Source organism: Phaeobacter piscinae, from assembly GCF_002407245.1.
Lineage (GTDB): Bacteria > Pseudomonadota > Alphaproteobacteria > Rhodobacterales > Rhodobacteraceae > Phaeobacter > Phaeobacter piscinae.
Window position 1 is genome coordinate 1,794,517 of record NZ_CP010681.1, and the last position, 25,508, is coordinate 1,820,024.

Here is a 25,508-nt window from a genome sequence, read left to right on the forward strand (position 1 = left end):
CGCCATCGGTCCAAGCGTCAGCTCAGACCGAATTTCAGCAGTTTGATGGCAGCAAAATCGCTGACATCGCCGCCCACACGTTTGGTGGCATAGAACAGCACATGCGGTTTGGCGCTGAAGGGATCGCGTAGCACCCGAAGGTCCGGGCGTTCGGCGATGGTGTAGCCGGCCACAAAATCACCAAAGGCCACGGCATAGCCGTTCACATCGGCGTCGGGCATATCCTCAGCGATGACAACGGGATAGCCCATCAGCCGCGCCGGTTCCGCTGCCGCCAGACCATCGGACCACAGGAAGCGGCCATCGGCGTCCTTCAGTTTGCGCAGCAGGCCTGCGGTTTTGGAATTCATCAGGAAGCTGGCGTTGGCGCGATACTGCGCGCCAAGCGAATAGACCAGATCGATGATCGCATCGCCATCGCCGATATCGCCCTCAACACCGGTGGTCACATAGCCAAGGTTGCCCCAGCTCCAGCTGTCATTGGCCACCACCGGGTGGTAGAGGATGCCGGTGGGCTTGTCATTGCCGTCCCCCATGATGAAGGCGGCGGCCTCTGCACGGGAGAATTTATCCGCGATGCGCCCTGCCAGCCAGCCCTCAATGTCAAAGGCACTGTCATCCAGCAGCCGCTGCGAAGCCTTGGGCAGCGCGCTGAGTTCATGCAGCGGGATGGTGATCCGATCGATCACCGGGGTGGATGTTTCGGTCACAGTGCCGGTCTCATTGGCCCACCCATGTCCCACATCGCCATGGTCAATAAGCACATCATAAGAAGTGGCCTCCACCGTCACCACCGACGCCACTGCGCGGAGGGAGGCAGTGCTGGAGAGCACCGATTTCACGCTTTCGGCGGTCTGCGGGTCGACCAGGTAGCCGCCATCGCCATTGACAGTGGTGTTCATCGCCTTGGCATCCAGATCAAGACCGCGCAGGGCGGCGTCATCGCCGGAGCGAAGATAGGCATCCAGCGCCTTTTGATGGGGGGCCGCGCCCACATCAGCGGCGGCAAGCGGGGGGCGATTGGCAAAGTGAGATTTGCGATCCAGCATGGTCATACGCTCTTCTGTCTGTTTCAGTTTCAGGGTAATGTCGTCTTTGAAGCCATTGAAATTATGCACGAAGTCGGCGACGGCCTGTTTGACCTCCTGCGGGGCCGCATCGGGGTGGGCCATTGGGTCGTTGTGGGTTTGGGTGTGGCTCATCTGTCTGTCCTTTGGGTCGGTTGGAGAAGACGGGAAACGGCGCTGTGCTCAGCCGAGGGGCGCGAGACTGGCGCCGCTGCGCAGCATCTCGATCACCTCGCGCCAGATCTGCGGTGTCTCGCCGGGATCGCTCAGATCCGGCTCGGCCGATGTCGATTTGGCGGCTGTCACGGGCTGTGCGGTGGCGGTTACGCGGGCGGTGGGCAGCATCGGGAAGGTCACCAGCGACACCTCCCAGAGGTCGAGTTCCGCCAGGCAGCGACCGCCGCCTTGGCGCGCGGTGGCGCGGCGGGTGCGATAGCCGATGGAGAGGCCATCCAGGGCGCCGGCACCAATCAGAGCTGCCGCCTCCGCCCCCTTCTGGGTGCGGGTCAGGATACGGCCTTTGACATATAGGCCACGGGCATCCTCGCGGACCGCGTCCCAGACGCCGATCGGCTGCGCGGGGTCGTGCTGCCAGAGCATTTTCACCGCAATCCCGGCCTTGGAGAGACGGTCGAGTGATGCCTGATAGGCGCCGGGTTGCACCAAATCACCGCCGCCATCGACGCAGCCGAACAGGCTGGCGTAGCCGCTGATCACGACCATGTCGTCGGCCTCATCCCCGATGGTCAGATCCTCACCGAAACGCGCGAATTTATGTTCCAGATGCTCATCATGTCGCATCATATTCCCCTTACATCTCATTGAATTCATATACATTATTGAACCACCAAAAAGGACTGGAACGCCTGTGCTAGAATGACCGCAGCAACACCGTAGACAGTGAGCCAGAGCCGTTTTTCCATCCGTTCCATCATCATCTCCAGCCGGTCGAGCCGACGGTTCATCGCCTCTTGTTGAATCTCAGCGATGCGTTCATGGGCGGAGAGCCGCAGCCCCGGAGAGCATTCAAACGGCGGGATCGGGATCTCAGTCATCGCGGTCCCCTTCCTCTTGTGGCGGCAGGCCCAGGAGGCGGCGTTTCTCTGCCACGGTCAGGAAATCGGCGCTGGCCACACGGCGCCACTGCGCCTCGCGTTCGGAGGCCAATGCAGACACCTGATCAAGGTCGGGCTTCAGGGTGACCGCAGTGCCTTGATAGCGCGACAGCCAGTCCGACAGGCTTGCCGTCACGCGGGTCACAAGCGGCAGGACGGTGAGACGATAGAAGGCGCGATTGGCCTCTTGGTAATTGGCGTAGGTGGCATCGCCGGGCAGTCCCAGCAGCATCGGTGGCACCCCAAGTGCAAGCGCAATTTCGCGGGCGGCGGCGTCCTTGGTCTGGTGAAATTCCATATCCGACGGCGAGAAGCCCATCGGTTTCCAATCCAGCCCGCCTTCCAGCACCATCGGACGACCGGCGTTGCGTGCGCCCTGAAAATTCATTTCAATTTCGTCACTTAGGCGGCGAAACTGATCCTCCGCCATTAGCCCCTGACCATCGCTACCGGTCCAGACCAGCGCGCCCGAGGGGCGGGCCGCATTGTCCAAAAGCGCCTTCGACCAGCGCGAAGCGGAGGTGTGAACATCCACCGCCATGGCCGCGGCCTGCATCGGGGACAACCCGTAGTGGTCATCCTGCGGATGGAAACTACGTAGATGGCAGATCGGCGCGCAGGCCAGGGTCACATCAAAACGATGTTTGCGCCCCGACACGCTGTAATCATAGGCCACAGGCCAGCCATCGCTGCCGGGCACCACAGTCATCCGGTCAGGGCGCAGCACGTGCAATTCAACCGGGAGCGCGGCGCCCGCATCCGGGTCGCAGACCGCCTCGATATAAGCGTTGCCGGAGAGCAGGAGATGACCAAACAGCGCTTCCAGCAGCTCGGCCCGGCCCTGGGCGGCATTGGGCCGGGCCAGCAGCGCCAGCAGCGGGTGGCTGTCGTAGCGCTGTGTGCCATCCTGCAACACCAGCGGCAGCGTGGCGGCGGCCTCAATGATCATCTTGACCGCGCGGTAGCCCACGGGATTGCCGGCAAAGCCGCTGCGGGTCAGTGAGCTGCTGTCGCGCGGGCTCCAGCCTGTGCCACCGTTGCTGCCATGCCAGGCCACCACACGGGCGGCGGCGCTTGTCTTGGTTTCGACGGGCTGTTGTTTGCGCCGCAGGAGGTCAAAGACCATGGGCCACTCCTTTGATTGAACTTGCGGGACGGGGAAAATCCTGGCCCCTGTTTGCTGTGATCCTTTATGACGGCTGGAATTGAATAAGATTTGAGCGAGGCGCGCGCAGGGCGCGCAACACCCGCATCAAACGCTTGCAATGAAACGAAAAACGCCCGCATCACTGCGGGCGTTTCTGGGGGTGTCGGCCGAGGTATGGTCAGCTCACAGCATGCGGGCGCGGGGCATTCGGTGGCGGTTGGCCGGGGTCAGAATCAGCTCCTGCACCGCCCAGACAAGCGCATCCAGCCGGTCGGGAGAGCCCTGCCCCAGATAGCCGCGCGGGGTCATCTGGCAGAGCTGATCCTCCAGCGCGCCCAAGCCCGGCACATGACGCACCCGCCCCTGTTCATAAAGTGCCGCGACCGGTTCCGCCCGCGCGCCCTTGCCCCGGCTGGCGTGCAGCGCGGTGAAGGGCACCAGCGGGTCGATCTGGCGCAGCAGGCTTTCGACCAGCGCGCCGCCCTGATTGACCTCCGCCACCACCCGGTCGGCGCCGTAGCGGTCGCGGGCATCAATGGCAGCCTGCGCCCAAGTGAGCGGGCCGACGCCCTGCACCGTGCAATCAGCCAGCACATAGGCGCACCAGTCCTGTGGCGGGCCCTGCAGGGTTGCGCCCACCACCATGATGCCACAAGCGTCGGAGTGTTTGCCCGCGCTCACCGCCGGGTCCACCGCCACCACCACCCGGTCCAGTGCCGGAGCCTTTGCGATCTGCGCGGCAACCAGCCCCGCATTGGACCAAAGCGCGCCCTCGACATCCTGCAACAGGATGCCATCCAGCTCCTGCCGACCAAGGCGGGACCCAGCATAGCGATTGCGCACCTCTGCCAGAAAGGAGGCGGCAAGATTGGCGCGGTTGGCCTCCGTTGCGGCATGGGTCTGCACTGTGGAAGGGCTGGCAAGGAGGTCGCGCAGCACGCCCACATTGCGCGGCGTTGTGGTGACGCAGACGCGCGGATCGGTGCCAAGGCGCAAGGCAAATTGCAACATGTCCCAGCTGTCCTGCCCGCGTTTCCACTTGGCCAGCTCATCCGCCCAGGCGGCATCGAACTGCGGGCCGCGCAGCGCCTCGGGGTCATGGGCAGAAAACGCCTGTGCGGTGGCCCCGTTGGGCCAGATCAGCCGTCGTTCGGTGGCTTTCCACGTCGGGCGCCGATCGGGGGGCGTGCAGGCAAGGAGGCCGCTGTCGCCCTGTACCATGACATCGCGCACCTGATCATAGGTCTCCCCAAGGAGCGCGATGCGGCGGGCGCGACCAGCGGACAGGGGTGTTGCCCCTTCGGCCAGCGTACGCACCCATTCGGCACCGGCCCGGGTTTTGCCAGCGCCGCGCCCGCCAAGGATGACCCAGCTGCGCCAGTCGCCCGCCGGTGGCAGCTGATGTGGCAGCGCCCAGAGATCAAAGAGATAGGGCATCGCACAGAGGTCATGATCGCTGAGCCGGTCCAGAAACATCGTCTGCGTCGAGGCTGGCGCGCAAGCGAGCCAGCCGGTTTTCGATTTCACTGCGCGCGGCCTTGGTGTCGAGACCGGCTGCGGCCTGATGCTGTTCACTTTGTTCGACAAGGGTTTTCTCCACTTTCTGGCTGTCACGGATCAGGCTTTCCAATTTGGCGATGCGCGGGCTGCTGCTGCCCTCCTCTGCATCGCAGGCAAGACGTTCGAGCATCTGCTCTGCCTCCTGCCGGAGCCGTTCGATGGAGCTGTGGAGTGAGAACAGAAGATCGGCGGTTTTTGCCAGCCGATTTTCCGGTGTATAACTGCTCATGGTTGGGGCCTCATAGTGATGGGACCTCCATCCGCAAAACCACGGATCCAGCCAGATGCGCAGCCCCAGATGAGGCCCCTGCACGGCAGATCAGTCAGTTTTCCAGCTACCCTGAGAGCATGGCATAAAGCAGCGCAGAAGTCAAAAATCACCACCTGAAGTATCGGTCGCAAACTGCCGATTTTGTTAAGGAAATACCTGACATCCCTACGATAGAGTTAACGGGTGGGCGCAAGAAAAAAGGGACGCTGAAGCGTCCCTTTCACAATCTAATGCTGGCGGAGGTGACGATCAGTTGCTGTTGCGCTCGGCTTCGATCTCGCGCCATTTGGCAACATTGCGGTTGTGCTCTTCCAGCGTGACGGCAAAGGCGTGACCGCCGGTGCCATCTGCGACGAAGAACAGGTAATCCCCCTCATCGGGATTTACCGCAGCCTCAAGGCTGGCCATGCCGGGATTGGCGATGGGGGTCGGCGGCAGCCCTTCGATCACATAGGTGTTCCAGGGGGTGGCGCGGCGCAGCTCGCTCTGGCGCAGTCCACGGCCCAGAACGCCCTCACCCTTGGTCACGCCATAGATCACCGTCGGGTCCGTCTGCAGCCGCATGCCGCGATTGAGACGGTTGGTGAAGACCGAGGCCACCTGACGGCGTTCTTCAGCGACGCCGGTTTCCTTCTCGATGATCGAGGCGAGGATCAGCATTTCCTCCGGGCTGGTGACCGCAGCTCGGTCTGAGCGGCTCTCCCAGGCGGCATTGATGCGCAACACCTGACGTTCCTGCATCTCGGCCAGGATCTCAGCACGGTTGTCACCGGGGGAGACCTCATAGCTGTCCGGGGCCAGCATCCCCTCCGCAGGGCGGTCGCCTGGCTCACCTTCGAGGATATCCATCGCCTTCAGCGATTCCACCACCTGCCAGCTGGTGACCCCTTCCGCCAGCGCAATGCGGTAGCGGGTGTCGGCGTCGGCTTTCTTCTCGTCGTAGACGGCAGGCACCTCATCGACGCCGGGCACAAATTCCGCGCGCTCAACAAAGCGGTTGGTGGCCGGGTCCAGTTCGCGCACTTCGGCCAGCACGCGGGTTACGCCGACGCGATAGACGATCTCCGTGCCGCAGCTGCTTGCGCCGCCACGGGTGATCTGATCCACGATGGCCTCCATCGAGGCGCCGGCTGGCACCAAATAGCTGCCGGCCTTCAGCTCACCGGTTTTCTCAGCGTAGCGCACCCCAACCCGGAACAGCGGGCCAGAATTGATGGCACCCTGGGTCTCCAGATCACGGCTGACCCGCGACATGTTGGAGCCAGACGGCACCCGCAGGCAGATCGCACTCTCCAGCGGACCTTCCGAGGTATATTGCGACTGGCCCCAGAGGATGACACCGCCCAGAAGGAACAGCATCACCACCAGGATCGTCAGCATATTAGAGGCGAGGCTGCGCCACATCACTCAGGCTTTCCGAACAGGACCGACGCATTGGTGCCGCCAAAGCCAAAGGAATTGGACAGCGCCACGTTGATCTCGCGCTCACGCTTGGCATTGGGGGCCAGGTCAACGGCGGTTTCCACTGCGGGATTGTCCAGGTTGATGGTGGGCGGCGCCACCTGATCCCGGATCGCCAGAATGGAGAAGATCGCCTCAATCGCGCCAGCCGCGCCCAACAGGTGGCCGGTGGCAGATTTGGTGGAAGACATGGTGACCTTGCCTGCAGCATCGCCCATCATCCGCTCAACCGCGCCCAGTTCGATGGTGTCAGCCATCGTGGAGGTGCCATGAGCGTTGATATAGTCGATGTCCTTCGGCTCAAGCCCGGCATTGGCCAGCGCCGCGCGCATGGAGCGTTCGCCGCCTTCGCCGTCTTCAGACGGTGCGGTGATGTGGTAGGCATCGCCGGAGAGACCGTAGCCCAGCACCTCGGCGTAGATTTTCGCACCACGGGCCTTGGCGTGCTCGTAGTCTTCCAGCACAACGATGCCCGCACCCTCGCCCATAACAAAGCCATCGCGGTCGGCGTCATAGGGGCGCGAGGCCGCTTTGGGATCATCAGCGCGTTTGGTCGACAGCGCCTTACAGGCATTGAAACCCGCAATGCCAATCTCACAGATCGCCGCCTCGGCGCCGCCTGCGATCATCACATCAGCATCGCCGGATTTGATCAGACGGGCCGCGTCGCCAATGGCATGGGCACCCGTCGAACAGGCGGTCACAACGGAGTGGTTCGGCCCCTTAAAGCCAAAGCGGATGGAGACCTGACCGGAAATCAGGTTGATCAGCGCGCCAGGAATAAAGAAGGGCGAGACCCGGCGGGGGCCTTTCTCCTTGATCATCACGGCGGTGTCCGCGATCGAGCTGAGACCCCCGATACCGGAGCCGATCATCACACCGGTGCGCAGGCGGCTTGCCTCATCCTCAGGCGTCCAGCCTGCATCGCGCACGGCCATATCCGCGGCGGCAATACCGTAGAGGATGAAGTCGTCAATCTTCTTCTGGTCTTTCTTCACCACCCAGTCATCGGGGTTGAAGCTGCCCTCGGAGCCATCGCCGCGCGGCACTTCGCAGGCGTATGTGGTGGCGACACCGCTTTCGACCGCATCAAAATGCGTGATCGGACCCGCGCCGGACTGCCCGTCCAGCAACCGTGACCAGCTTTCTTCGACGCCGCTGGCCAGCGGTGTGACCAGGCCCAGTCCGGTAACTACTACTCGACGCATTTCTTGCCCTCCTTTGCCTCGGCAATTTGTCACCAAATAGCTTGGATTGGCGCAAAGGTGCAAGAGCCGGAACAGTCGGGCGGTTTTACGATATTTTAATGACACCCTTAGAGTGCAATTAACTTCACATAGATACCCCTAAAGTGTATCTCGGCGCGTTTCCCCGGAGAATTCCGGATCGGCAGCACCCGCGAAACAACATGCGGCGCCCACCTGATAGGGCGCAAAGTCTGAATCTACGGCTCTGGGGCAAGGCGTAAATGGTAAACTTACGAATGGTATTGGGACGCCCCGCGCCGTCGGATCCAGATGTACGAAGGGATCGGCGTTCGGCACACCGCCGCCCTTCGCGCATGTGGAAGGTGAGCCTGTGCGCGCTTGTGATTGTTGCCTGTTCCTTCCTTGGTGCCGAACCACTGGCAGCGCGGGAATGCAGGGTGTTTAACAAGTTGATGACCCTGACACTCGCCAGTGAGGAAGTGCTGGAATATCTGCGCACAGGCCGCAATCCGCGTGCGATGCTGGAAATGGAACGGCTTCTTGCCAATATCTCAAAGACCAAGCTGCACCGCGGTATGCAACGTGAAAACCTGCGTGAGCTGCTCAGGGCGACCGACAACCTGATCGCCCAGCAGAGGGGTCTGTTGCGCATTCTGGCGATTAAGGACCGGTGGACCGCGGAGCGGACTTCGGTCAAAATGTTTGCCCGTGAGACTTTGGACGCCTTCCGTCGCGATCTTGCCCGGATGCCCTGTTATAGGGCTCATAAAAAGGACGGCACAAACAGGGAGCGGGGATCTCAGGCTGCGTTCAGACACATTTCCAGCACGACTGCCGCTGTGGGCTCGCTGGGGTTGGTGGCTATTGGGGCTTTATGCTTTATCCTTTTTGAGAGGCGCATGACGGTGTTGCGGCGCAGACGCAAGCGCTACACCTGCAATCTGGATTGCAATCTGCTGTGCGGCGGCGCGGCCACAGATGCCACGCTTCTGGATATCAGCCAGGAAGGGGCCAAGATCAAATCTGATGTCATCTGCGCTGTCGGGGACATGATTTCATTGACCTTACCTGACGACGCGCCGCAGGTTTCGCTGACCGGCAGGGTTCAATGGTGCAATACAAACTATTTTGGCATTCAGTTCAAGGAACTGCTGCCCCGCGAGGTGGTCAAGAAACTCGCCGGTTTTCGGCGTGCACCTCTGGCTGCAAAGCAAGGTTTCACCCGCGGTGCGGCGGCGCCGGATCTGGAGCCAACCAACGCGGTCTCCGGCTTATGATCCTTATGATCTGTTGTAAGGGCTGACGACCTGATCACCGTCGCGCCCCTTGTCGCCCGTCAGCCTGTAGTCCGAAGCCCGGACGATGAATGCGACGGCATAAAGAAGACGCCGCGCGGTCCCCCACGCGGCGCCCATCTGTTTCAACGGCTCTGAGCTTGCCAATCAGCGAAACTCTGCCACCGGTTCACGGTTAGGGGTTCCGGCCTCAAGTGCTTCGGCAAGGGTCAGGGTCTTGCGAAACAGCGCCCGCCCGACCAGCGCCCCGGAAACCGAGCCGATATATTTCAACCGCGCCACATCATCCGCCGTGCGCACCACGCCGCTGGCAATCACCGGCGTGCGAGCCTTCTCGGCCAGCCCGGCGATCAACCCCAGCTGCGCCTCAACATCGCTCATATCGCTTTCGATGTCGGTGATGATGATCCCCGCAAAGGGACAATCGGCAAAGGCTTCGATAAAGGCTTCGGGCGTGAACGACCCGGCCTGACGCCAGCCATCGGTCATCACCTGACCTTCCCAGACATCCACCGCCAGCACGATCTGATCGGGATAGAGGCGGGTCAACATGCGCACCATCTCGGGATCCTGCGCCGCGAGGGTGCCCACCACAACGCGGCCTGCACCCTTGTCGATCCAATGTTCAACATGTTCGCGGCTGCGCATGCCTCCGCCCAGCTGCACGGGAATGCCCGCTGTGCGGATGATTTCCTCCACCAGCTCGGCATTGCGGTTGTCGCCTTCAATGGCATCAAAATCCGTCAGATGCATCCATTCAGCGCCATCGGCCGCAAAACTGCTGGCGGTGGCCACCGGGTCCACATGCCAGATCATGGCGGTATCAAGCCGCCCCTTGTCCAGCGTCACGCAGCGCCCGTCCTTCAGCTCCATCGTGGGGTAGATCATCATCGCTTTGCCCTCCTGTCGTCGGCAGTTTCGCCAAGGCTAGCACGGAGATTGATCACCCCTAAGGAGAAAACCCGACCTCGCATGGGTCGGAAACGGCCACAAACGCAAAACGGCGCCTTCCTGCCCGGAAAGCGCCGTCTGTGATCGTCACCGATTGGGTGGGATCAGGAAGCTTCGCTGATGAACTTCACCGCATCGCCAAAAGTCTGGATGGTCTCGGCTGCGTCATCGGGGATCTCGATGCCGAACTCTTCTTCGAAGGCCATGACCAGCTCAACGGTGTCCAGGCTGTCTGCGCCCAGATCATCGATGAACGACGCGTTCTCGGTCACTTTATCTTCTTCAACACCCAGGTGTTCCACAACGATCTTTTTTACGCGGTCTGCGACGTCGCTCATGTCAATTCCTCATCTTTTCAGGCCTTCGCCCGGTTCTGCCCTTGCCCGCTCGGGGCGGCGTGGTTGTGCCCGATGCGGGCGATCGTGTCCCGCATAGCGGAACGTGCCCCTGCCGGTCCGGCATGGACCCGCAGAAGGCGAATATGCGCCGCCTATAACACAGACCGACGCAGAGGCAAACGGTTTCGCAGCATCACTGCGACCGCCAACCCGGAGCCTGTCACCTGAGGCTCAGGCAACAGGGTGAGCATTTGGCCACAGGTGGCGACACATGCAAGACTTGTCTGCGATATTTTTCACAGCCCACAAACTAGCAGCATGATTTTCTTATTGTTTTCCAATTCACTTGAGCATGCTGCGCGTCAATAAATACCAGAGTATCACCTTTGGCGTCGCGCCACTCGAAGGCCCATGCGTCCCAAATCGACCGGAAATCTCCCGCGGTTCCCCAGAGATGTAGACCAGGCCCCGCTTCCCCTTCTAGGCACCCACTCGGCCTGTGACCCTCTGTGTGCCGGGGATCCGAAATGGCAAAACCCCGCCGCCGGAGGAACCGGAGACGGGGCCAGTGATAGTGCCAACGATAGAGCCGGTGTCTCAGCCAGTGAGCCAGCCAGTAACGCGAGCCTCTGGTGCCTCAGCCGAGAGCGGTCAGCCCCGGATCAGAGCATCGCCATACCGCCGTTCACATGCAGCGTGGTGCCGGTGACATAGCCAGCCTCAGCGCTGGCCAGATAGAGCACGGCTGAGGCGATTTCCTCAGGGTTGCCCATGCGTCCGCTGGGGATCTGGGTCAGGATCGCGTCTTTCTGGGCGTCGTTCAGCTTGTCGGTCATGGCGGTCGCGATAAAGCCGGGAGCCACCGCATTCACGGTGATGCCGCGGTTGGCGACCTCATAGGCCAGCGATTTCGACATGCCAACCATGCCGGCCTTCGCGGCAGCGTAGTTGCCCTGGCCTGGATTGCCGGTGGCCCCTACGATGGAGGAGATGTTGATGATCCGGCCCCAGCGTGCCTTCATCATGCCACGCAGCACGCCGCGACACAGGCGCATGGTGGAGGTGAGGTTCACCTCAAGCACGCTCTGCCACTCCTCATCCTTCATCCGCATGAAGAGGTTGTCACGGGTGATGCCGGCGTTGTTGACCAGAATATCAACCGACCCCATCGCCGCAATGGCCTGTTTCGGCAGTGCCTCAACCGCCTCCGCATCGGAGAGGTTGCAGGGCAGCACATGGGCGCGCTCCCCCAGTTCGGCGGCGAGCTCCTGCAAGGGGGCTTCGCGGGTGCCAGAGAGGCCAACCGTGGCGCCAGCGGCATGCAGCGCGCGGGCGATATCACCACCGATGCCGCCGGACGCGCCGGTGATGAGGGCAGATTTGCCAGTCAGATCAAACATATGGTTTCCTTTGTCGCATCCCCGGCCCGCGGTCCGCCGTTTTCCTTGGAAGAAAACGAGCCGGAATTTTAATGAAATTCCGCGTTCAGCCCGCAGTGATGGCGGCCACATCCTCAGCGGTGCCGACCTGGCGGCTGGTCAGGCTGCGGTCAATCTTGCGGATCATGCCGGAGAGAGCCTTGCCTGCGCCGATTTCCCAGAATTCGGTCACCCCTTTGGCCGCCATGGTCTGCACGCTTTCGCGCCAGCGCACCGACCCGGTCACCTGTTCGACCAGCAGTTTGCGGATCTCATCGGGGTCGCTCACCGCATCGGCACGCACATTGGCGATCAGCGGCACGGCGGGGGATTTGATGGCCACATCCGTCAGCGCCTCGGCCATCACGTCGGCGGCAGGCTGCATCAGGGCACAATGGAACGGTGCCGAGACCGGCAGCATCACCGCCCGCTTGGCGCCTTTTTCCTTGGCTATCTCAGCGGCGCGTTCCACGGCAGCCTTAGCGCCGGAGACCACCACCTGGGTCGGGTCATTGTCATTGGCGGCCTGGCAAACCTCGCCCTGTGCAGCCTCCTCGGCGACGGCACGCACAGCCTCAAGGTCCAGCCCCAGGATGGCGGCCATTGCGCCCTCACCCACTGGCACCGCGCTTTGCATGGCCTGGCCACGGGTGCGCAGGAGCCGTGCTGTATCGGCCACCGAAATCGCGCCAGCTGCGGCCAATGCGGAATATTCGCCAAGACTGTGACCGGCAACAAAGGCGGCCTTGTCGATGCTGACACCCTCAGCCTCCAGCGCCCGCATGGCAGCGAGCGAGGTGGCCATCAGCGCGGGCTGAGCGTTCTGCGTGAGGGTCAGGGTTTCGATGTCCCCCTCCCAGATCAGTTGGCTCAGCGCCTCTCCCAATGCGGCATCCACCTCGTCAAAGACCGCTTTGGCTGCCGGATAGGCCTCGGCCAGCGCCTTGCCCATCCCGATGGTCTGCGCGCCCTGCCCTGGAAACACGAATGCAATTGTCATCTGAGACCTCATCTTCTCTGCACATCTGCGTTGCACCGGGTTTAGACGCAGGTGACGCTGCGTACAAGCACAGCCTTGCGCGGATGCACCAAGCCTGTGCATCAGGTGACAGAGATGCGTGTTGTCTCAGACAGCGGAGGGGATAGGGTACCCCTGTCACTCCCGATGAGAAGGTTTTCCCTGACGTGCCCTCCCCAGCCAGCTCTCCCGTCGCCCGCCACAACACCGCCCTTCACTATGGCAGCGTTGCCAAGGGATTCCATTGGCTGACCGCCCTTTTGATGCTGGCGGTGTTTCCGCTGGGATATTTCGCCAATGATCTGGCGCATCACATCCAGAGCGCCGATTTCGACGGATCACAGGCCACGCTAACCCGCGCCGCGCTGCTGTTTTCGCTACATAAAACACTGGGGCTGGCGCTGTTTCTGACTGCGCTTTTGCGCATTCTCTGGGCGTTGAGCCAGCCCAAGCCGGTGGCACTCCACCCCGAACGACGGGCGGAGACGGTGCTGGCGGAGGTGGTGCATTGGCTGCTTTACGGTGCGCTGGTCGCCGCGCCGCTGACGGGCTGGATCCACCATGCGGCGACCACCGGTTTTGCGCCGATCTGGTGGCCCTTTGGCCAGAGCCTGCCGTTTGTGCCGAAATCGGAGGCGGTGGCTGCGGTGTTTGGTGGGCTGCATTGGCTGTTTGTCTGGACCCTTGCGGTGGCGCTGGGGCTGCATGTTGCCGGTGCGCTGAAGCATGAGGTGATCGACCGTGACGCCACCCTGCGCCGGATGCTGCCGGGACGCGCGCCTAAGGTCACCGTCAAGACCGAGACGCCCCATGGTGCCCTGCCGTTTTTGATGGCGCTGATGGTCTGGGTGCTGGTGCTGGCGGGCGGCGGTGCCTTCGGACTTTATGCGCAGGACAGCTACGGGCCCGCAGACACGGCCACGGTGCAGAGCCATGATACCGGCGATGCCCAAATCACAGATGCCGCCGCCGCTGAGGCGCTGCCCGCTGGCGGCTGGGTGGTTGAGGACGGCACCCTCTCCATCGCTATCGTGCAGATGGGCAGCGAGGTGCGCGGCCAGTTCGACCAATGGCAGGCGAGCATCGCGTTTGAGGAGCCAGATGCGCCCGGCCCTGCGGGCACGGTCACCGTCTCCGTTGCAATCCCCTCGCTGATGCTGGGATCGGTCACCGATCAGGCGATGGGTCCGGATTACTTCGACAGTGCCAGCTATCCCACCGCCGAGTTCCGCGCCGAGATCGAGAAGCTGGCGGAGGGCTATGTCGCTGACGGCACCCTGCGCATCCGCGACCAGGAGGTGCCACTGCGCCTGCCCTTCACCCTGGATCTGAACGGTGACACCGCGGTGATGTCCGGCAGCGCCGAGGTGAACCGGCTGGATTTCAACATCGGGCGCGGCGTTCAGGACGAAGGCTCGCTGGCCTATGCGGTGACCATTGCCGTCGACCTGACCGCCAGCCGCGCGCCCTGAGGGGGGGGCTGTAGCAGGCAGACTGCTGATGGATGAGGGATCCACACAGCGTCACGGTCAGCTATGCGGACCTAGCTGCCATCCGCGCTTGAAGGTTCAACGTCCGTTCAACAAACCGCCACACCCTCTGACGACATCCGTTCTTCGGCGCATTCCGTCGGTGCGGCAGAGAGAGTCCCATCCTTCACGACGGTGACGTGATAGCCTCGATTTCTGGCCGCCAGCGCCGTCTTTTGCACACAGTAGTTCATGTCCAAACCAACAAGACGTAGCCTGCCGACGTCGCGACTCTCCAGAAGAGCATCCAATTTGCCCGTTTCGAATGCGTCCTGCACGCGCTTAACAAGCACATGGTCGGGCAGTGATGTGAAGCCCTCGGCAATTTCGGTCCCGTCGCTGCCCTCGATCGCCTGCCCTTTCATCGAGAGTTTTGCCACTGCCTTGGTTGACGGGATCGACCATTCCTGACGCACGGCGATGACGGGATGGCCTTGCGCTCGCGCAGCTTCTACTTCCGCAAGAATGACGGCTGCAGCTGTTTCTTTTGCGGCCTTTGAGTAAGGACCGCGATCCCAGAATACCGACTGTAGATCAATCAGCAGAAGTGCTGATCCTTTCCGGTCCGGTATCGTTTCTCCAACACTGACCGCGCCAATGCGTCTTATACCGTTGCCGAGCCAGAGTATGAGGAGCAAGACCGCGGTGCCCAAGATAATACCGAAAGTCATTCGCTCTCTCCTGCTTGGGTTTTCAATCCGTCCACCACTGCGAGCACGACCTCAAGGGCCGTGGAAATGTCTTCACTGTTTAGGTTCGCACCAATCCTCTCAATGAGCTTCATTTCGTTCGAAATGATCTCTTCAATTAGGGTGCGACCGTGATCAGTCAACGCGAGGATTGGAGAGCGTTTGTGGCGAGGGTTCGGGCGTTGCTCGACCAGACCTGATGCCAGCGTCTCATTGCACATGATTTGAACGTATTGCCGTTTGATTTCGAGCCTTGCCGCAATCTCTGGGACGGTCTGCTCTCCGTACTTGTCCAGCATCTCCAGAACGGCTCGCATGCGGACGGTAAGGTTTGTTCCAACCAAACCCGTTTCAACGCAAGCTTCCGCGGCCTGCATCAAGGGGCGTGACATCCAAATCAATTGGTGAAGGTGTTCTATTGTCACAATGACATTATACATGTCTTTATGACAATCACAATGTCAATTTTCAGATAATGCTGACGTTGGTGAATTGTGCAGCATCCGGTACTCTGGGCTCACAGGCGACAATCATGCTCTAACGACAGAAAACCGCCACCCCGTCGGGGCAGCGGTTTCAAGTCATTGGACGGCGGGTCTTGTGGTCCCGCCGTCGGGCATCCGGCTTATTCGGCCTTCATCGCCTCAACCGAGATCTTCACATCGACCTCATCACTGATGAAGGGGGTGAATTTGCCCAGCTCGTAGTCGGAGCGCAGCAGCGTGGTGGTGGCGTCAAAACCGGCCCAGGGCTTGCCCGCCATCGGGTGATCACCAACCTGGTTCAGCTTGGCATCCAGCACCACGGATTTGGTGACGCCATTCAGGGTCAAATCGCCGGTGATTTCAGCGGTATTCTCGCCGGTCACCTTGATGTCGGTGGAGGTGAAGGTGATCATCTCCTTGTCGTCCGCGCCAAAGAAATCCTTCGACATGAAGTGATCAAACCGTCCTTCCCAGCCGGTCAGCATCGACTGTGCGGGCATCGAGACCGAGACGCTGGAGGCTTCGGGGTTTTCCTGATCAAAGGCAATCTCCCCCTCGAACCCGGAGAACATACCGTAGGTCGTGGAGAACCCAAGGTGATTGTAGCTGAACACCACCTGGCTGTGGCTCGCATCCAGATTATAGGCTTCGGGTGCGGCAAAAGCAGTGGTGGCGGCAGCGCCCATCAGGGCGGCAGCGAGAAGAGTGGTTTTCATGATCTTGGCTCCATTGGACCGTGTAACATCGCTTCCCAGTTGAGGATTTTCTCGCCCGAAAGGGAAGCCCGCAAAACCCAACACTATCTGTGTTCAGATGAACAACCAAAGCTGCATCTGTGCAGAGCGGCAGGTTCTCGCGCAGTTGTGATGGATTGCGGCCGGGATTGGACCGGGAGTTGATCGGAGCAGATCGGCGGGGGCACCGCCTGTCGGGCCGGTTCTGCAGCGGCCGTCAGCTGAGAATGGGCAAGGCGCCATTTAGCTGATCGCGCAGCCGCAAACGGGTGTCGGTGCTGTCAATCGGCAGCTCCATCAGCACGGACCCGTCGCTGTCGAGCACCGAAATGGCATTGGCCGAAAGGCGCACACCGCCAAGGCTGGCGTAGCTGCGGCGCAGGAGAACGCGGGGGGCACCACTGCGGGATTGGCGCAGGATCCGCAGCTCGCGCCGGACCGGGTCAAAACACGCTTCCGGCTGGCTGTCGGGGTGATGTGTGGTCAGCAGGATCAGCCCGATAAAAAGGAAGGCGATGGAAATGCCGATCCGGATCAGCGACATCTGCGGATCGATCCCGGCGTCGGGCAGCAGCCACAGACCGGTCGAGCCAAGCACCATCCCCCCGCCAAGAATACGCAGCAAAATGGAGCGGACCGGCCAATTGGCCTGCACCTGCAGGTTCAAAGGTGTGGCGCGAGCCAGATCCGCCAATCGGCGCGCGGCGCGAGATTGCCTGACGTAGGATTGAGCCGAGGCGCCCTGCATGGCGTGACCAAATCGAGCCTGATGGGCAGGCTGAAACCCGATATCGGATGGTTCGATGATGCTCATCTCTGGTCCCTTCTCACTCTTAACGCGGTCGGTCTGTCCTGCCTTTTCTGTGGCGCTTTCTGCGCCTTTGGTCTGGGTCTGGCTGGCCGGTTAACGCTTTGTTAACCAAGATTGACGCCAGCATTGAGGCTGAAATGGGGCGGAGATGCGGTAAATGCGGGTCGCGCCCATGCGTTGCCCCGGAGGTTGGTTCTAGGCCTGTCTGCCCTGCCTGTCCTGCCTGTCCTGGCTTCCTGGCTGCCCCGGTCACGTGGGCTGGCTCAGGCGGGGCTCATGGAAACGGCAACCGTGGTCGCTGCTCTGGATCCATTCAAAACTTCTGGCCATCTTCAGCCTTGCATGATTTTGCTAAAATTTGGTTCACATCCGCTGAACCGGCCCATCACCCCGTGATTGACCCCGAAAATCCGCACAGCCAGGGGCTGCCGGGAAACGGCGCTTGCCCTTTTGGCGGCAACCTGTATATGGGGGCTTCCTTCCGCGACATTTTCGATCCGCGCAGACTCTCGTGACAGGGCAGCGGAAGGATCAACCGCCCCGTCTATGAAATGCGCCTAGACACAAACTGGAGTTCACATGCCACTCTACGAGCATGTCATGATTGCGCGTCAGGACCTGTCCAACTCGCAAGCTGAAGGCCTCATCGAACATTTCGGTGCTGTTCTGTCCGACAACGGCGGTAGCCTGGTCGACAGCGAGTACTGGGGCGTCAAGACGATGGCCTATAAGATCAACAAAAATCGTAAGGGCCACTACTCCTTCCTGAAAACCGATGCATCCGCAGCGGCGATCCAGGAAATGGAGCGTCTGATGCGCCTGCATGATGACGTTATGCGCGTTCTGACCATCAAGGTTGACGCACATGAAGACGGCCCCTCGGTTCAGATGCAGAAGCGCGATGAGCGCGACTCGCGTCGTGAGCGCCGCTGATCAACGCTTGAGAAAAGGACGCTAAACCATGGCAGCCAAACCGTTTTTCCGTCGTCGTAAAGTATGCCCGTTCTCGGGCGACAATGCGCCGAAAATCGACTACAAAGACACCCGTCTTCTGCAGCGCTATATTTCCGAACGTGGTAAGATCGTGCCGTCGCGCATCACCGCTGTTTCGGCAAAGAAGCAGCGTGAACTGGCCCGTGCTATCAAGCGCGCCCGCTTCCTCGCCCTGCTGCCCTACGCCGTGAAGTAAGGAGATAAGCACATGCAAGTTATCCTTCTGGAACGTGTGGCCAAACTGGGCCAAATGGGCGAAGTCGTGGACGTTAAGCCCGGCTACGCACGCAACTTCCTGCTGCCGCAAGGCAAGGCGCTGACCGCGTCGCAGAACAACATCGCTCGTTTTGAGGACCAGAAAGCGCAGCTGGAAGCGCGCAACCTGGAAACCAAGAAAGAAGCGGAAGCTCTGGCAGAAAAGCTGGACGGTCAGCAGTTCATCGTGATTCGCTCCGCTTCTGACGCGGGCGCGCTCTACGGTTCCGTCACCCCTCGTGACGCCGCAGACGCAGCCACCGAAGAAGGGTTCTCGGTCGACAAGAAGCAGATCGCTCTGCTTTCGCCGATCAAGGACCTGGGCCTGCACAGCGTTGCTGTGAAGCTGCACCCTGAAGTCGAAGTTCAGATCAAACTGAACGTTGCACGTTCGGCTGAAGAAGCTGAGCTGCAAGCCTCGGGCAAATCGATTCAAGAGCTGGCCGCTGAAGAAGAAGCCGCTGCTGAATTCGAAATCTCCGAGCTGTTCGACGATATCGGCTCTGCCGCTTCGGACGACGACGACGATGCAGCCCCGGCTGCAAGCGACGACGAGACCAACGCCTGATCGGCCTTGGATCTATCCAACATTGAGAAAGGCCGCTCCATCCGGGGCGGCCTTTTTCGTGTGCCCATTCAGATGTTGCGATCTGCAGACAGATTAAAATCGCCTCAAACTCGCCACATAAAGCGCTGCGTTGGTAACCTCATCTTCGCTGGTTTCGACCAGTCTTGGACCCCGCCGTGGGCTTGTGCCCGCGCATCTGTGTTCGACGATATGCAGTCATCTGGGGGTGACCATGGAAGAGGAACTGATCCGGGAAGAAACCGCATTGCGCCGCCGTCTGCTGTTGCGGCTGCTGCGGGGGTTCAGCTTTGAGAACCCGCGCCACAAGGGCGAAGCCATCAGCAATCTGGTGCCGCCGGAGCTGATCACCGCAGAACTGACCCGGCACAATCCTGATAGGATCATTCAGCCCTGAGTGCGCTGGCGGAGCCGCGAAGGCTCCCCCTCGCGGCCCCTTTGCATGTGCATCCCAAGCGGGCCGCAGGCACGGGAGCCGTGTTGGGACGGGGCGATGCCCGGTTCATGCGCGTCGAAATCCTGCGGCGTCCGGCAGCCCGGCACAATTGAATAGCGGCTAAAATTTTAGCCAGCAGTGCTCGCGGCGCGATGCCGCCTGGCCCCTGTCACCAACTGGGGGATATCCGCCGATGCCAACATCTGCCGTTTGCCCAAATCCCCTCCCCCGCCTAACCTGCCGCCGACCCGGCCAGACCGGGGATCTAACAGGCAGTTTCCATGATTGATCGCAGAACGGCTCTGGCCTTCCTTCTCAGCCCGCTGGCCCTTGCTGCCTGCGGAGATGCCCCCGCCGCAACGGAACGCCCAGCGGAGCCGCCGCTTTATCCCAATGAAACACCGGAGCTGCGCCGTAAGATCAATTTCTGGGCCGACCATTACGAGGTGCCGCGCCCTCTGGTGCACCGGCTAGCGATCCGCGAGAGCACCCATCGCCCCTGGGCCGTCAACCGGCCTTATTACGGGCTGTTGCAGATCCTGCCCGCCACCGCGCGGTCCATGGGATTTCGGGGCAGGCCGAAGGATCTTCTGGATGCGGACACTAATCTGAAATACGCAGTCAAGTATCTGCGCGGGGCCTGGCTTCTGTCTGATGGCAGTTATGATCAGGCGGTGAAGCACTATTCACGCGGCTACTACTACGCCGCCAAACGCCGGGGCATGTTGCGCGAAACGGGGCTACGCCCTTAAGGATGCGGACACTACCACCTGATAAAAAACAGCTTTTATAGTTCTGCGCGACAGGCTGCCGCCGAACCTGTTAGCGCAAAACTGTCACATGACGGCGGGCATTTTTCTGCTAGCATGGATGTCTATTATAAAAAGACGTGGGAGCGAAAAATGCCTATCCAACTTGACCGCCGGTCCTTTCTGGCTGGCAGCGCTGGTCTGATTGCGCTGCATCCGTTTTCTGTTCAGGCGGCCTCCAACCAGGTGCATCTGCGCCTGATGGAGACCACCGACCTGCATGTGCATGTGTTTCCCTATGATTACTACGCCGACAAGCCGCGCGATACGGTGGGTCTGGCCCGCACCGCCTCGCTGATCGGCGATATCCGTGCTGAGGCGACCAATTCACTGCTGCTGGACAATGGCGATTTCCTGCAGGGCAATCCGATGGGCGACTATATCGCCTATGAGCGGGGCATGAAGGAAGGCGACACCCATCCAGTCATTCAGGCGATGAATGCGGTGGGCTTTGATGCCTCGACGCTGGGCAACCATGAATTCAACTACGGGCTGGATTTCCTGATGAAATCCCTCGCCGGGGCCGATTTCCCGGTGGTCTGTGCCAATGTTGCCAAATCCACCGGCGCCGGGCCGCGCGACGACACAACCCTGCTGCCGCCTTATGTCATTATGGAGCGCGAGCTGACCGATGGCGCAGGCAATACGCATGCGATCAAGATCGGCCTCATTGGCTTTGTCCCGCCGCAGGTGATGAACTGGGACCGCCGCCATCTGGAGGGCAACGTTCAGGCGCGCGACATTCTGGAAACCGCCCGCGCCTATGTGCCGGAGATGAAGGAAAAAGGGGCCGATATCATTATCGCGCTCTCTCATTCCGGCATTGGCAGCGCGCAGGAAGCTGATGGGATGGAGAACGCCTCGGTCCCGCTGGCGGCGGTTGAGGGCATTGATGCCATTATGACGGGCCATTCGCATCTGGTCTTCCCCTCCTCCACCTATGCGGATTTTGCCGGGGTCGATGTCGACAAGGGCACTATCCACGGCACCCCTGCCACCATGGGCGGGTTCTGGGGCAGCCATATGGGTCTGATTGATCTGATGCTGGAGCGCGATGGTGCTGGCTGGCGCGTCGTCGGCCATGCGTCAGAAGCGCGGCCAATTTCTCGGCGCGAAGAGGACCGATCCATCACTGCCTTGGTCGACAGCGCACCGGCAGTGCTGGCGGCAGCACAGAAAGAGCATGATGAGACGCTGCAATATGTGCGCCGCGCCGTGGGCAAGACCGACGCGCCGTTGCACAGCTATTTTGCGCTGGTCGCGGATGATCCCTCGGTGCAGATCGTGTCGATTGCCCAGACCTGGTACATTGAACAGATGCTGAAAGGCACCGAACATGAAGGGCTGCCGATCCTCTCTGCAGCGGCCCCGTTCAAGGCCGGCGGTCGTGGGGGTGCCGAATACTACACTGATGTGCCTAAGGGCGATGTGGCGATCAAGAATGTCGCCGACCTCTACCTCTACCCCAACACCGCCCGTGCGGTGCGGGTGACCGGCGCGCAGGTCAAGGACTGGCTGGAACGTTCTGCCGGCATGTTCAACCAGGTCACCCCCGGTGAGGCGGATCAGGTCCTGCTCAACCCGGCCTTCCCCAGCTACAACTTTGACGTGATCGACGGGGTGACCTATCAGATCGACCTGTCGCAGCCTTCGAAGTTCGGCCCCAAGGGCGCGTTGGAAAATCCTGACGCCAATCGCATCGTCAATCTTGAGTTCAACGGCGCGCCGATCGACCCCGCGCAGGAGTTCATTATCGCCACCAACAATTACCGCGCAGGCGGCGGTGGCGCCTTCCCCGGCGCGATGGGTGATACGGTTGTCTTTGAGGGGCCAGACACCAACCGCGATGTGATCGTGCGTTATATCGTTGAGAAGGGCACCATCAGCCCGCGGGCGGATGCCAACTGGCGGTTCGCCCCGCTTGGGCAGACCTCCGTGCTGTTTGACACCGGCCCAAAGGCGGCGACTTATGTCGACAGCGTCGAGAGCATTGCGATTGAACCTGCAGGTGAAGGCCCGGATGGCTTTGCACGCTACAGGATTTCACTGTGAACAAACTGTTTCCGTTTTGAGTGAAATATACCGATCCATGCCGCCCGGTGACACGTCGCCGGGCGGCAGATCTAGGCGCACACGCCCCGCTTGCACACTATTTGTTGCGGCGCGCCCTAAAGGTTAATTTTTACAAATTTCGAGCAAAATTACGCTCTCCTTACTCTTTTTTAGGCATTTGTTTGCCAAATTTCTGCCCCCTTCTTGCGACAGAGTTTTCCGACATGCCATGTGTCGGACAACGCTGAACACCAGCAGTCCGCGTCAAGACGGTTGATATGCAAGAGGAGCAGTGACGATGCCAAACGGCAGTTTCAACGACTTTCGCAATGCGCTTCTGGCGTTTGAATCCGGCTGGGACCGGGACCGCTACGATGCCGGGCAGATCAGCGATGCACAGCTGACACAATGGGCTGGTGCGCCGGTTGGCAGTTTTTATCAGGGCCTGAGCAGCTGGGGCCAGCTGAACGCGACCCAGTGGCGCGATATGGCCTATCACTCGACAAACTCGCTGGGCTTTGTCGGCTATCAGTTCGGCGAGGCGCTGCTGATTGACCTCGGCTATTACCGGGATGATTTTTACTACCTGGGCGGTGATAGCATCAACCGCTGGGACGGCACCTGGACCGGTAAGAATGGCGTCAACAGCCTGGATGATTTCAAGACTCATGCCGCGCAGGACACAGCCATCAATGAGGCCTTTGGCTATAATTTCGAGATGCTCAGCTACTATCTCGGCCAGCAGGGGCGCAGTCTCGCCGATTACGTAGGTGAAACTGTCTCCTACCGCGATGTGAATGGCGCCATGGTTGAGGTTACCCTGTCCCTGACCGGGTTGATGGCCGCCGCACATCTGCGCGGTGCTTCCGGGGTGGCGACGCTGCTGCTGAGCGATACCGCGTCGACGGATGAATACGGCACCTCGATTCTGAAATACGTTAGGGATTTCGGCGGCTACGACAGCCCCACCGCCGACGCGCTGATCGCTTTCTGGCAGGATCGCAAGGCAGGCGGCAACGCGCCGCTGGATATGGGCGAGCCTGAAGTGGGGGAAACCCTGCTGGGAACTGTGAGTCGCGATGTGCTTGACGGAACGGGAGCGGATGATCTTATTTCCGGCCGAGGTGGCAATGACCGGCTTGCCGGACGTGCCGGCGATGACGACCTGCGCGGCGGCGGCGGACGCGATCGGCTGATTGGCCAGAACGGTGACGACAAGCTGAATGGATCCCATGGGGCTGATACGATCCGTGGTGGTGCGGGCAATGACACGCTGGTTGGCGGCAACGGCAATGACAAGCTGTTCGGCCAGCAGGGCAACGACCTGCTGATCGGCGGCAACGGCGCCGATACATTTGCCTTTGGCAGCAATCACGGGCGCGCGCGGATCCGAGACTTCGAGATCGGAACCGACAAGATCGATATCCTCAGCGGGGCTGAGACCCTCAATCAGGTAGATTTCACCGCGAAAGGCAATCACGTTGTGATGGCCTTCGACAACGTGGTTGTAACGGTGGAGAATGTTTCGGTGGCGGAGTTGTCAAACTCCGATAACTTTTTGTTCTGACACTCATTTCCGACGACGGTTGGAGAACCCACGCTCACGTCATTCCGCGCCGCCCCTGGATAAACCCAGGGGCGGTTTTTTGCTTGTGACGGGGCGTCCTCAGCGGCCCGGGTTGTCCCATTTCTGATCCGGAAAAGAAAAAGGCCACCCCCGAGGGGCGGCCTGTTCCATAGTCAGAAGCAAGAGCCCGCGCGAAGGCGCAGGCCCGAGGTCTGATTACTCGTCTTCCAGGGCCTCAACGGCGGCCTGCAGATCGTCTTTGGAGACCTCTTTTTCTTCCACTTTCGCTTGTTCGGCGATGTGGTCGATCACTTTGTCTTCAAAAATCGGCGCGCGCAGCTGCTGCTGCATCTGAGCGTTCTGCTGGATGAACTCAAAGAACTGACGTTCCTGACCGGGGTACTGGCGTGCCTGCTGCATGATCGCCTGGGTCATTTCTGCGTCGGTCACTTCGACTTCGGCTTTCTGTCCCAGTTCTGCCAGCAGGAGGCCCAGACGCACGCGGCGTTCGGCCAGCTTGTTGTGCTCGTCAGTGGTTTCGATCTCGTCGTGGTCGTGGCCCTGAACCTCGGGGTTTTCCTCGTGCCACAGCTGGTGCGCGATCTGCTTGGCTTCTGCTTCGACCAGCGAGGGCGGCAGGTCAAAGGAGACCAGATCGTCCAGCTTGTCCAACAGGCCACGCTTCATCACGGCACGGGCCGCGCCGGCGTATTCTGCTTCCAGACGCTCGGAGATCTGAGCTTTCAGGCCAGCGAGGTCTTCGGCGCCGAATTTCTGTGCCAGCTCGTCATTGATCTCTGCCGCTTTGGGGGCTTTCACCTCTTTCACGGTGCAGGAGAACACGGCTTCTTTACCGGCCAGAAGCTCGGCCTGGTATTCTTCGGGGAAGGTGACGGTGACGTCTTTTTCTTCGCCCGCTTTGGTGCCGACCAGCTGCTCTTCGAAACCGGGGATGAAGGAGTTGGAGCCCAGTGTCAGCGGGTAGTCGTCGCCTGCGCCGCCATCAAAGGCTTCGCCGTCAACCTTACCAACGAAATCGATGACAACCTGATCGCCATCTTCTGCCGCGGCACCGTCTTCGCGGGCTTCGAAATCCTGCGCGGTTTCTGCGAGGTTGGCCAGCGCTTCTTCGACGGCTGCGTCGTCTGCTTTCACGACCAGCTTTTCCAGCTCAACACCGGAGAGATCAACTTCGGGGATCTCGGGCAGTGCTTCATAGGACATCTCGACGTTGACGTCGTCGCCCTCTTTCCAGTCTTCATTGGTCATTTTCACGTCGGGCTGCATGGCCGGACGGTCACCGCTTTCCTCGAAGTGCTTGTTCATCGCACCGTCGATGGTTTCCTGCATGGCTTCGCCGATCAGACGCTGGCCGAACTGCTTCTTCAGCAGCGCCATGGGAACCTTGCCCTTGCGGAAGCCTTTCATCTCGACTTCGGGCTGTGCCTCGACCAGTTTCTCATTGACCTTAGCGTCCAGCTCGGCGGCGGTGACGGTGATCGCGTAACCGCGTTTCAGACCTTCGTTCAGCGTCTCGGTGACCTGCATCATATTCCCCATAGAGATTCGGGGCGCGCGCGCAGGCGCTCCCCCAGACAATTTGTGGCCTTCTATTTGCACATGAGCGGCGGCGCAAGAGGGATTGCCTCAAGAGCGGCCCCGACCGGGGCGGATGCGGCGTTTTTTGGCCCTCCAAAAGAAAAACACGCCCAA

Annotated in this window: 26 protein-coding genes; 9 read left to right on the top strand and 17 right to left on the bottom strand. The window is 60.9% G+C overall.

The genetic code is table 11. The features are described 5' to 3' along the window. Positions 1–17: 17 nt before the first annotated feature. The 8 genes from phaeop14_RS08325 to fabF all read right to left on the bottom strand — a co-directional run bounded on the left by phaeop14_RS08325 (position 18) and on the right by fabF (position 7,829). On the bottom strand, positions 18–1,202 hold the full coding sequence (locus tag phaeop14_RS08325; protein WP_096789261.1) for a phage major capsid protein: 1,185 nt from the start codon (positions 1,200–1,202) through the stop codon (positions 18–20). 48 nt (positions 1,203–1,250) lie between these two features. Next, a complete protein-coding gene (locus tag phaeop14_RS08330; RefSeq protein ID WP_096790261.1) occupies positions 1,251–1,868 on the bottom strand; it encodes an HK97 family phage prohead protease in 618 nt (205 codons plus the stop codon). A gap of 35 nt (positions 1,869–1,903) precedes the next feature. Beyond that, complete coding sequence (locus phaeop14_RS08335; RefSeq protein ID WP_040169410.1) at positions 1,904–2,122, bottom strand: GTA head formation protein, RCAP_rcc01685 family; 219 nt, start codon at positions 2,120–2,122, stop codon at positions 1,904–1,906. Then, on the bottom strand, positions 2,115–3,308 hold the full coding sequence (locus tag phaeop14_RS08340) for a phage portal protein (RefSeq protein WP_096789262.1): 1,194 nt from the start codon (positions 3,306–3,308) through the stop codon (positions 2,115–2,117). Before phaeop14_RS08340 ends, phaeop14_RS08335 begins: the two co-directional genes overlap by 8 nt. 204 nt (positions 3,309–3,512) lie before the next feature. After that, positions 3,513–4,805 (bottom strand): DNA-packaging protein, encoded by a 1,293-nt coding sequence (locus tag phaeop14_RS08345; protein ID WP_096789263.1) that lies wholly within the window; start codon positions 4,803–4,805, stop codon positions 3,513–3,515. Continuing rightward, entirely contained in the window at positions 4,777–5,118 is a 342-nt protein-coding gene (locus phaeop14_RS08350; RefSeq protein ID WP_096789264.1) for a recombinase, read from the bottom strand. The genes phaeop14_RS08345 and phaeop14_RS08350 overlap by 29 nt, the downstream gene beginning before the upstream one ends. Positions 5,119–5,409: 291 nt before the next feature. Then, complete coding sequence (gene mltG, locus phaeop14_RS08355) at positions 5,410–6,564, bottom strand: endolytic transglycosylase MltG (protein ID WP_040169419.1); 1,155 nt, start codon at positions 6,562–6,564, stop codon at positions 5,410–5,412. Next, positions 6,564–7,829, bottom strand: coding sequence for a beta-ketoacyl-ACP synthase II (gene fabF, locus phaeop14_RS08360; RefSeq protein WP_040178664.1), 1,266 nt, complete (start codon positions 7,827–7,829; stop codon positions 6,564–6,566). Before fabF ends, mltG begins: the two co-directional genes overlap by 1 nt. A gap of 452 nt (positions 7,830–8,281) precedes the next feature. Between fabF and phaeop14_RS08365 the strand changes: the two genes are divergently transcribed. Continuing rightward, positions 8,282–9,106, top strand: a complete 825-nt coding sequence (locus tag phaeop14_RS08365; RefSeq protein ID WP_244905826.1) for a PilZ domain-containing protein — start codon at positions 8,282–8,284, stop codon at positions 9,104–9,106. A gap of 165 nt (positions 9,107–9,271) precedes the next feature. Here phaeop14_RS08365 and phaeop14_RS08370 read toward each other — a convergent pair whose 3' ends face one another. The 4 genes from phaeop14_RS08370 to fabD all read right to left on the bottom strand — a co-directional run bounded on the left by phaeop14_RS08370 (position 9,272) and on the right by fabD (position 12,831). Then, entirely contained in the window at positions 9,272–10,015 is a 744-nt protein-coding gene (locus phaeop14_RS08370; protein WP_040169423.1) for a 1-(5-phosphoribosyl)-5-[(5-phosphoribosylamino)methylideneamino]imidazole-4-carboxamide isomerase, read from the bottom strand. Positions 10,016–10,179: 164 nt separating this feature from the next. Further along, positions 10,180–10,413 (bottom strand): acyl carrier protein, encoded by a 234-nt coding sequence (locus phaeop14_RS08375; protein ID WP_005982462.1) that lies wholly within the window; start codon positions 10,411–10,413, stop codon positions 10,180–10,182. 662 nt (positions 10,414–11,075) lie between these two features. Then, entirely contained in the window at positions 11,076–11,813 is a 738-nt protein-coding gene (gene fabG, locus phaeop14_RS08380) for a 3-oxoacyl-ACP reductase FabG (protein ID WP_040169440.1), read from the bottom strand. A gap of 85 nt (positions 11,814–11,898) precedes the next feature. Next, complete coding sequence (gene fabD, locus phaeop14_RS08385; RefSeq protein ID WP_096789266.1) at positions 11,899–12,831, bottom strand: ACP S-malonyltransferase; 933 nt, start codon at positions 12,829–12,831, stop codon at positions 11,899–11,901. A 185-nt stretch (positions 12,832–13,016) separates the two neighbouring features. On the opposite strand from fabD, the gene phaeop14_RS08390 reads away from it, so the two are divergent. Continuing rightward, positions 13,017–14,321 carry a cytochrome b/b6 domain-containing protein gene (locus phaeop14_RS08390; RefSeq protein ID WP_096789267.1) on the top strand — a complete coding sequence of 435 codons (1,305 nt, stop codon included), beginning with the start codon at positions 13,017–13,019 and terminating at the stop codon, positions 14,319–14,321. A 107-nt stretch (positions 14,322–14,428) separates the two neighbouring features. Here phaeop14_RS08390 and phaeop14_RS08395 read toward each other — a convergent pair whose 3' ends face one another. The 4 genes from phaeop14_RS08395 to phaeop14_RS08410 form a co-directional block, all read right to left on the bottom strand. Then, positions 14,429–15,049 carry a cysteine hydrolase family protein gene (locus phaeop14_RS08395; protein ID WP_096789268.1) on the bottom strand — a complete coding sequence of 207 codons (621 nt, stop codon included), beginning with the start codon at positions 15,047–15,049 and terminating at the stop codon, positions 14,429–14,431. Next, positions 15,046–15,507 carry a MarR family winged helix-turn-helix transcriptional regulator gene (locus tag phaeop14_RS08400; RefSeq protein WP_244905738.1) on the bottom strand — a complete coding sequence of 154 codons (462 nt, stop codon included), beginning with the start codon at positions 15,505–15,507 and terminating at the stop codon, positions 15,046–15,048. The genes phaeop14_RS08395 and phaeop14_RS08400 overlap by 4 nt, the downstream gene beginning before the upstream one ends. Positions 15,508–15,692: 185 nt before the next feature. After that, entirely contained in the window at positions 15,693–16,268 is a 576-nt protein-coding gene (locus tag phaeop14_RS08405; RefSeq protein WP_040169449.1) for a YceI family protein, read from the bottom strand. A 235-nt stretch (positions 16,269–16,503) separates the two neighbouring features. Then, a complete protein-coding gene (locus tag phaeop14_RS08410) occupies positions 16,504–17,100 on the bottom strand; it encodes a hypothetical protein (RefSeq protein WP_096789269.1) in 597 nt (198 codons plus the stop codon). A 576-nt stretch (positions 17,101–17,676) separates the two neighbouring features. Here phaeop14_RS08410 and rpsF point away from each other — a divergent pair. The 7 genes from rpsF to phaeop14_RS08445 all read left to right on the top strand — a co-directional run bounded on the left by rpsF (position 17,677) and on the right by phaeop14_RS08445 (position 23,795). Continuing rightward, positions 17,677–18,030 (top strand): 30S ribosomal protein S6, encoded by a 354-nt coding sequence (gene rpsF / locus phaeop14_RS08415; RefSeq protein WP_014874885.1) that lies wholly within the window; start codon positions 17,677–17,679, stop codon positions 18,028–18,030. A 28-nt stretch (positions 18,031–18,058) separates the two neighbouring features. Then, positions 18,059–18,286 carry a 30S ribosomal protein S18 gene (rpsR, locus tag phaeop14_RS08420; RefSeq protein ID WP_005982441.1) on the top strand — a complete coding sequence of 76 codons (228 nt, stop codon included), beginning with the start codon at positions 18,059–18,061 and terminating at the stop codon, positions 18,284–18,286. A gap of 12 nt (positions 18,287–18,298) precedes the next feature. Next, a complete protein-coding gene (gene rplI, locus phaeop14_RS08425; protein ID WP_040169455.1) occupies positions 18,299–18,913 on the top strand; it encodes a 50S ribosomal protein L9 in 615 nt (204 codons plus the stop codon). Positions 18,914–19,145: 232 nt separating this feature from the next. Next, on the top strand, positions 19,146–19,328 hold the full coding sequence (locus phaeop14_RS08430) for a peptidyl-tRNA hydrolase (RefSeq protein WP_096789270.1): 183 nt from the start codon (positions 19,146–19,148) through the stop codon (positions 19,326–19,328). Between the two features lie 320 nt (positions 19,329–19,648). Then, positions 19,649–20,119, top strand: coding sequence for a transglycosylase SLT domain-containing protein (locus phaeop14_RS08435; protein ID WP_096789271.1), 471 nt, complete (start codon positions 19,649–19,651; stop codon positions 20,117–20,119). Positions 20,120–20,269: 150 nt separating this feature from the next. Then, complete coding sequence (locus phaeop14_RS08440; RefSeq protein ID WP_096790263.1) at positions 20,270–22,228, top strand: bifunctional 2',3'-cyclic-nucleotide 2'-phosphodiesterase/3'-nucleotidase; 1,959 nt, start codon at positions 20,270–20,272, stop codon at positions 22,226–22,228. 298 nt (positions 22,229–22,526) lie between these two features. Then, entirely contained in the window at positions 22,527–23,795 is a 1,269-nt protein-coding gene (locus phaeop14_RS08445; protein ID WP_096789272.1) for a calcium-binding protein, read from the top strand. 216 nt (positions 23,796–24,011) lie between these two features. Here phaeop14_RS08445 and tig read toward each other — a convergent pair whose 3' ends face one another. Beyond that, positions 24,012–25,343 (bottom strand): trigger factor, encoded by a 1,332-nt coding sequence (gene tig / locus phaeop14_RS08450; RefSeq protein ID WP_096790264.1) that lies wholly within the window; start codon positions 25,341–25,343, stop codon positions 24,012–24,014. Between the last annotated feature and the right edge of the window lie 165 nt (positions 25,344–25,508).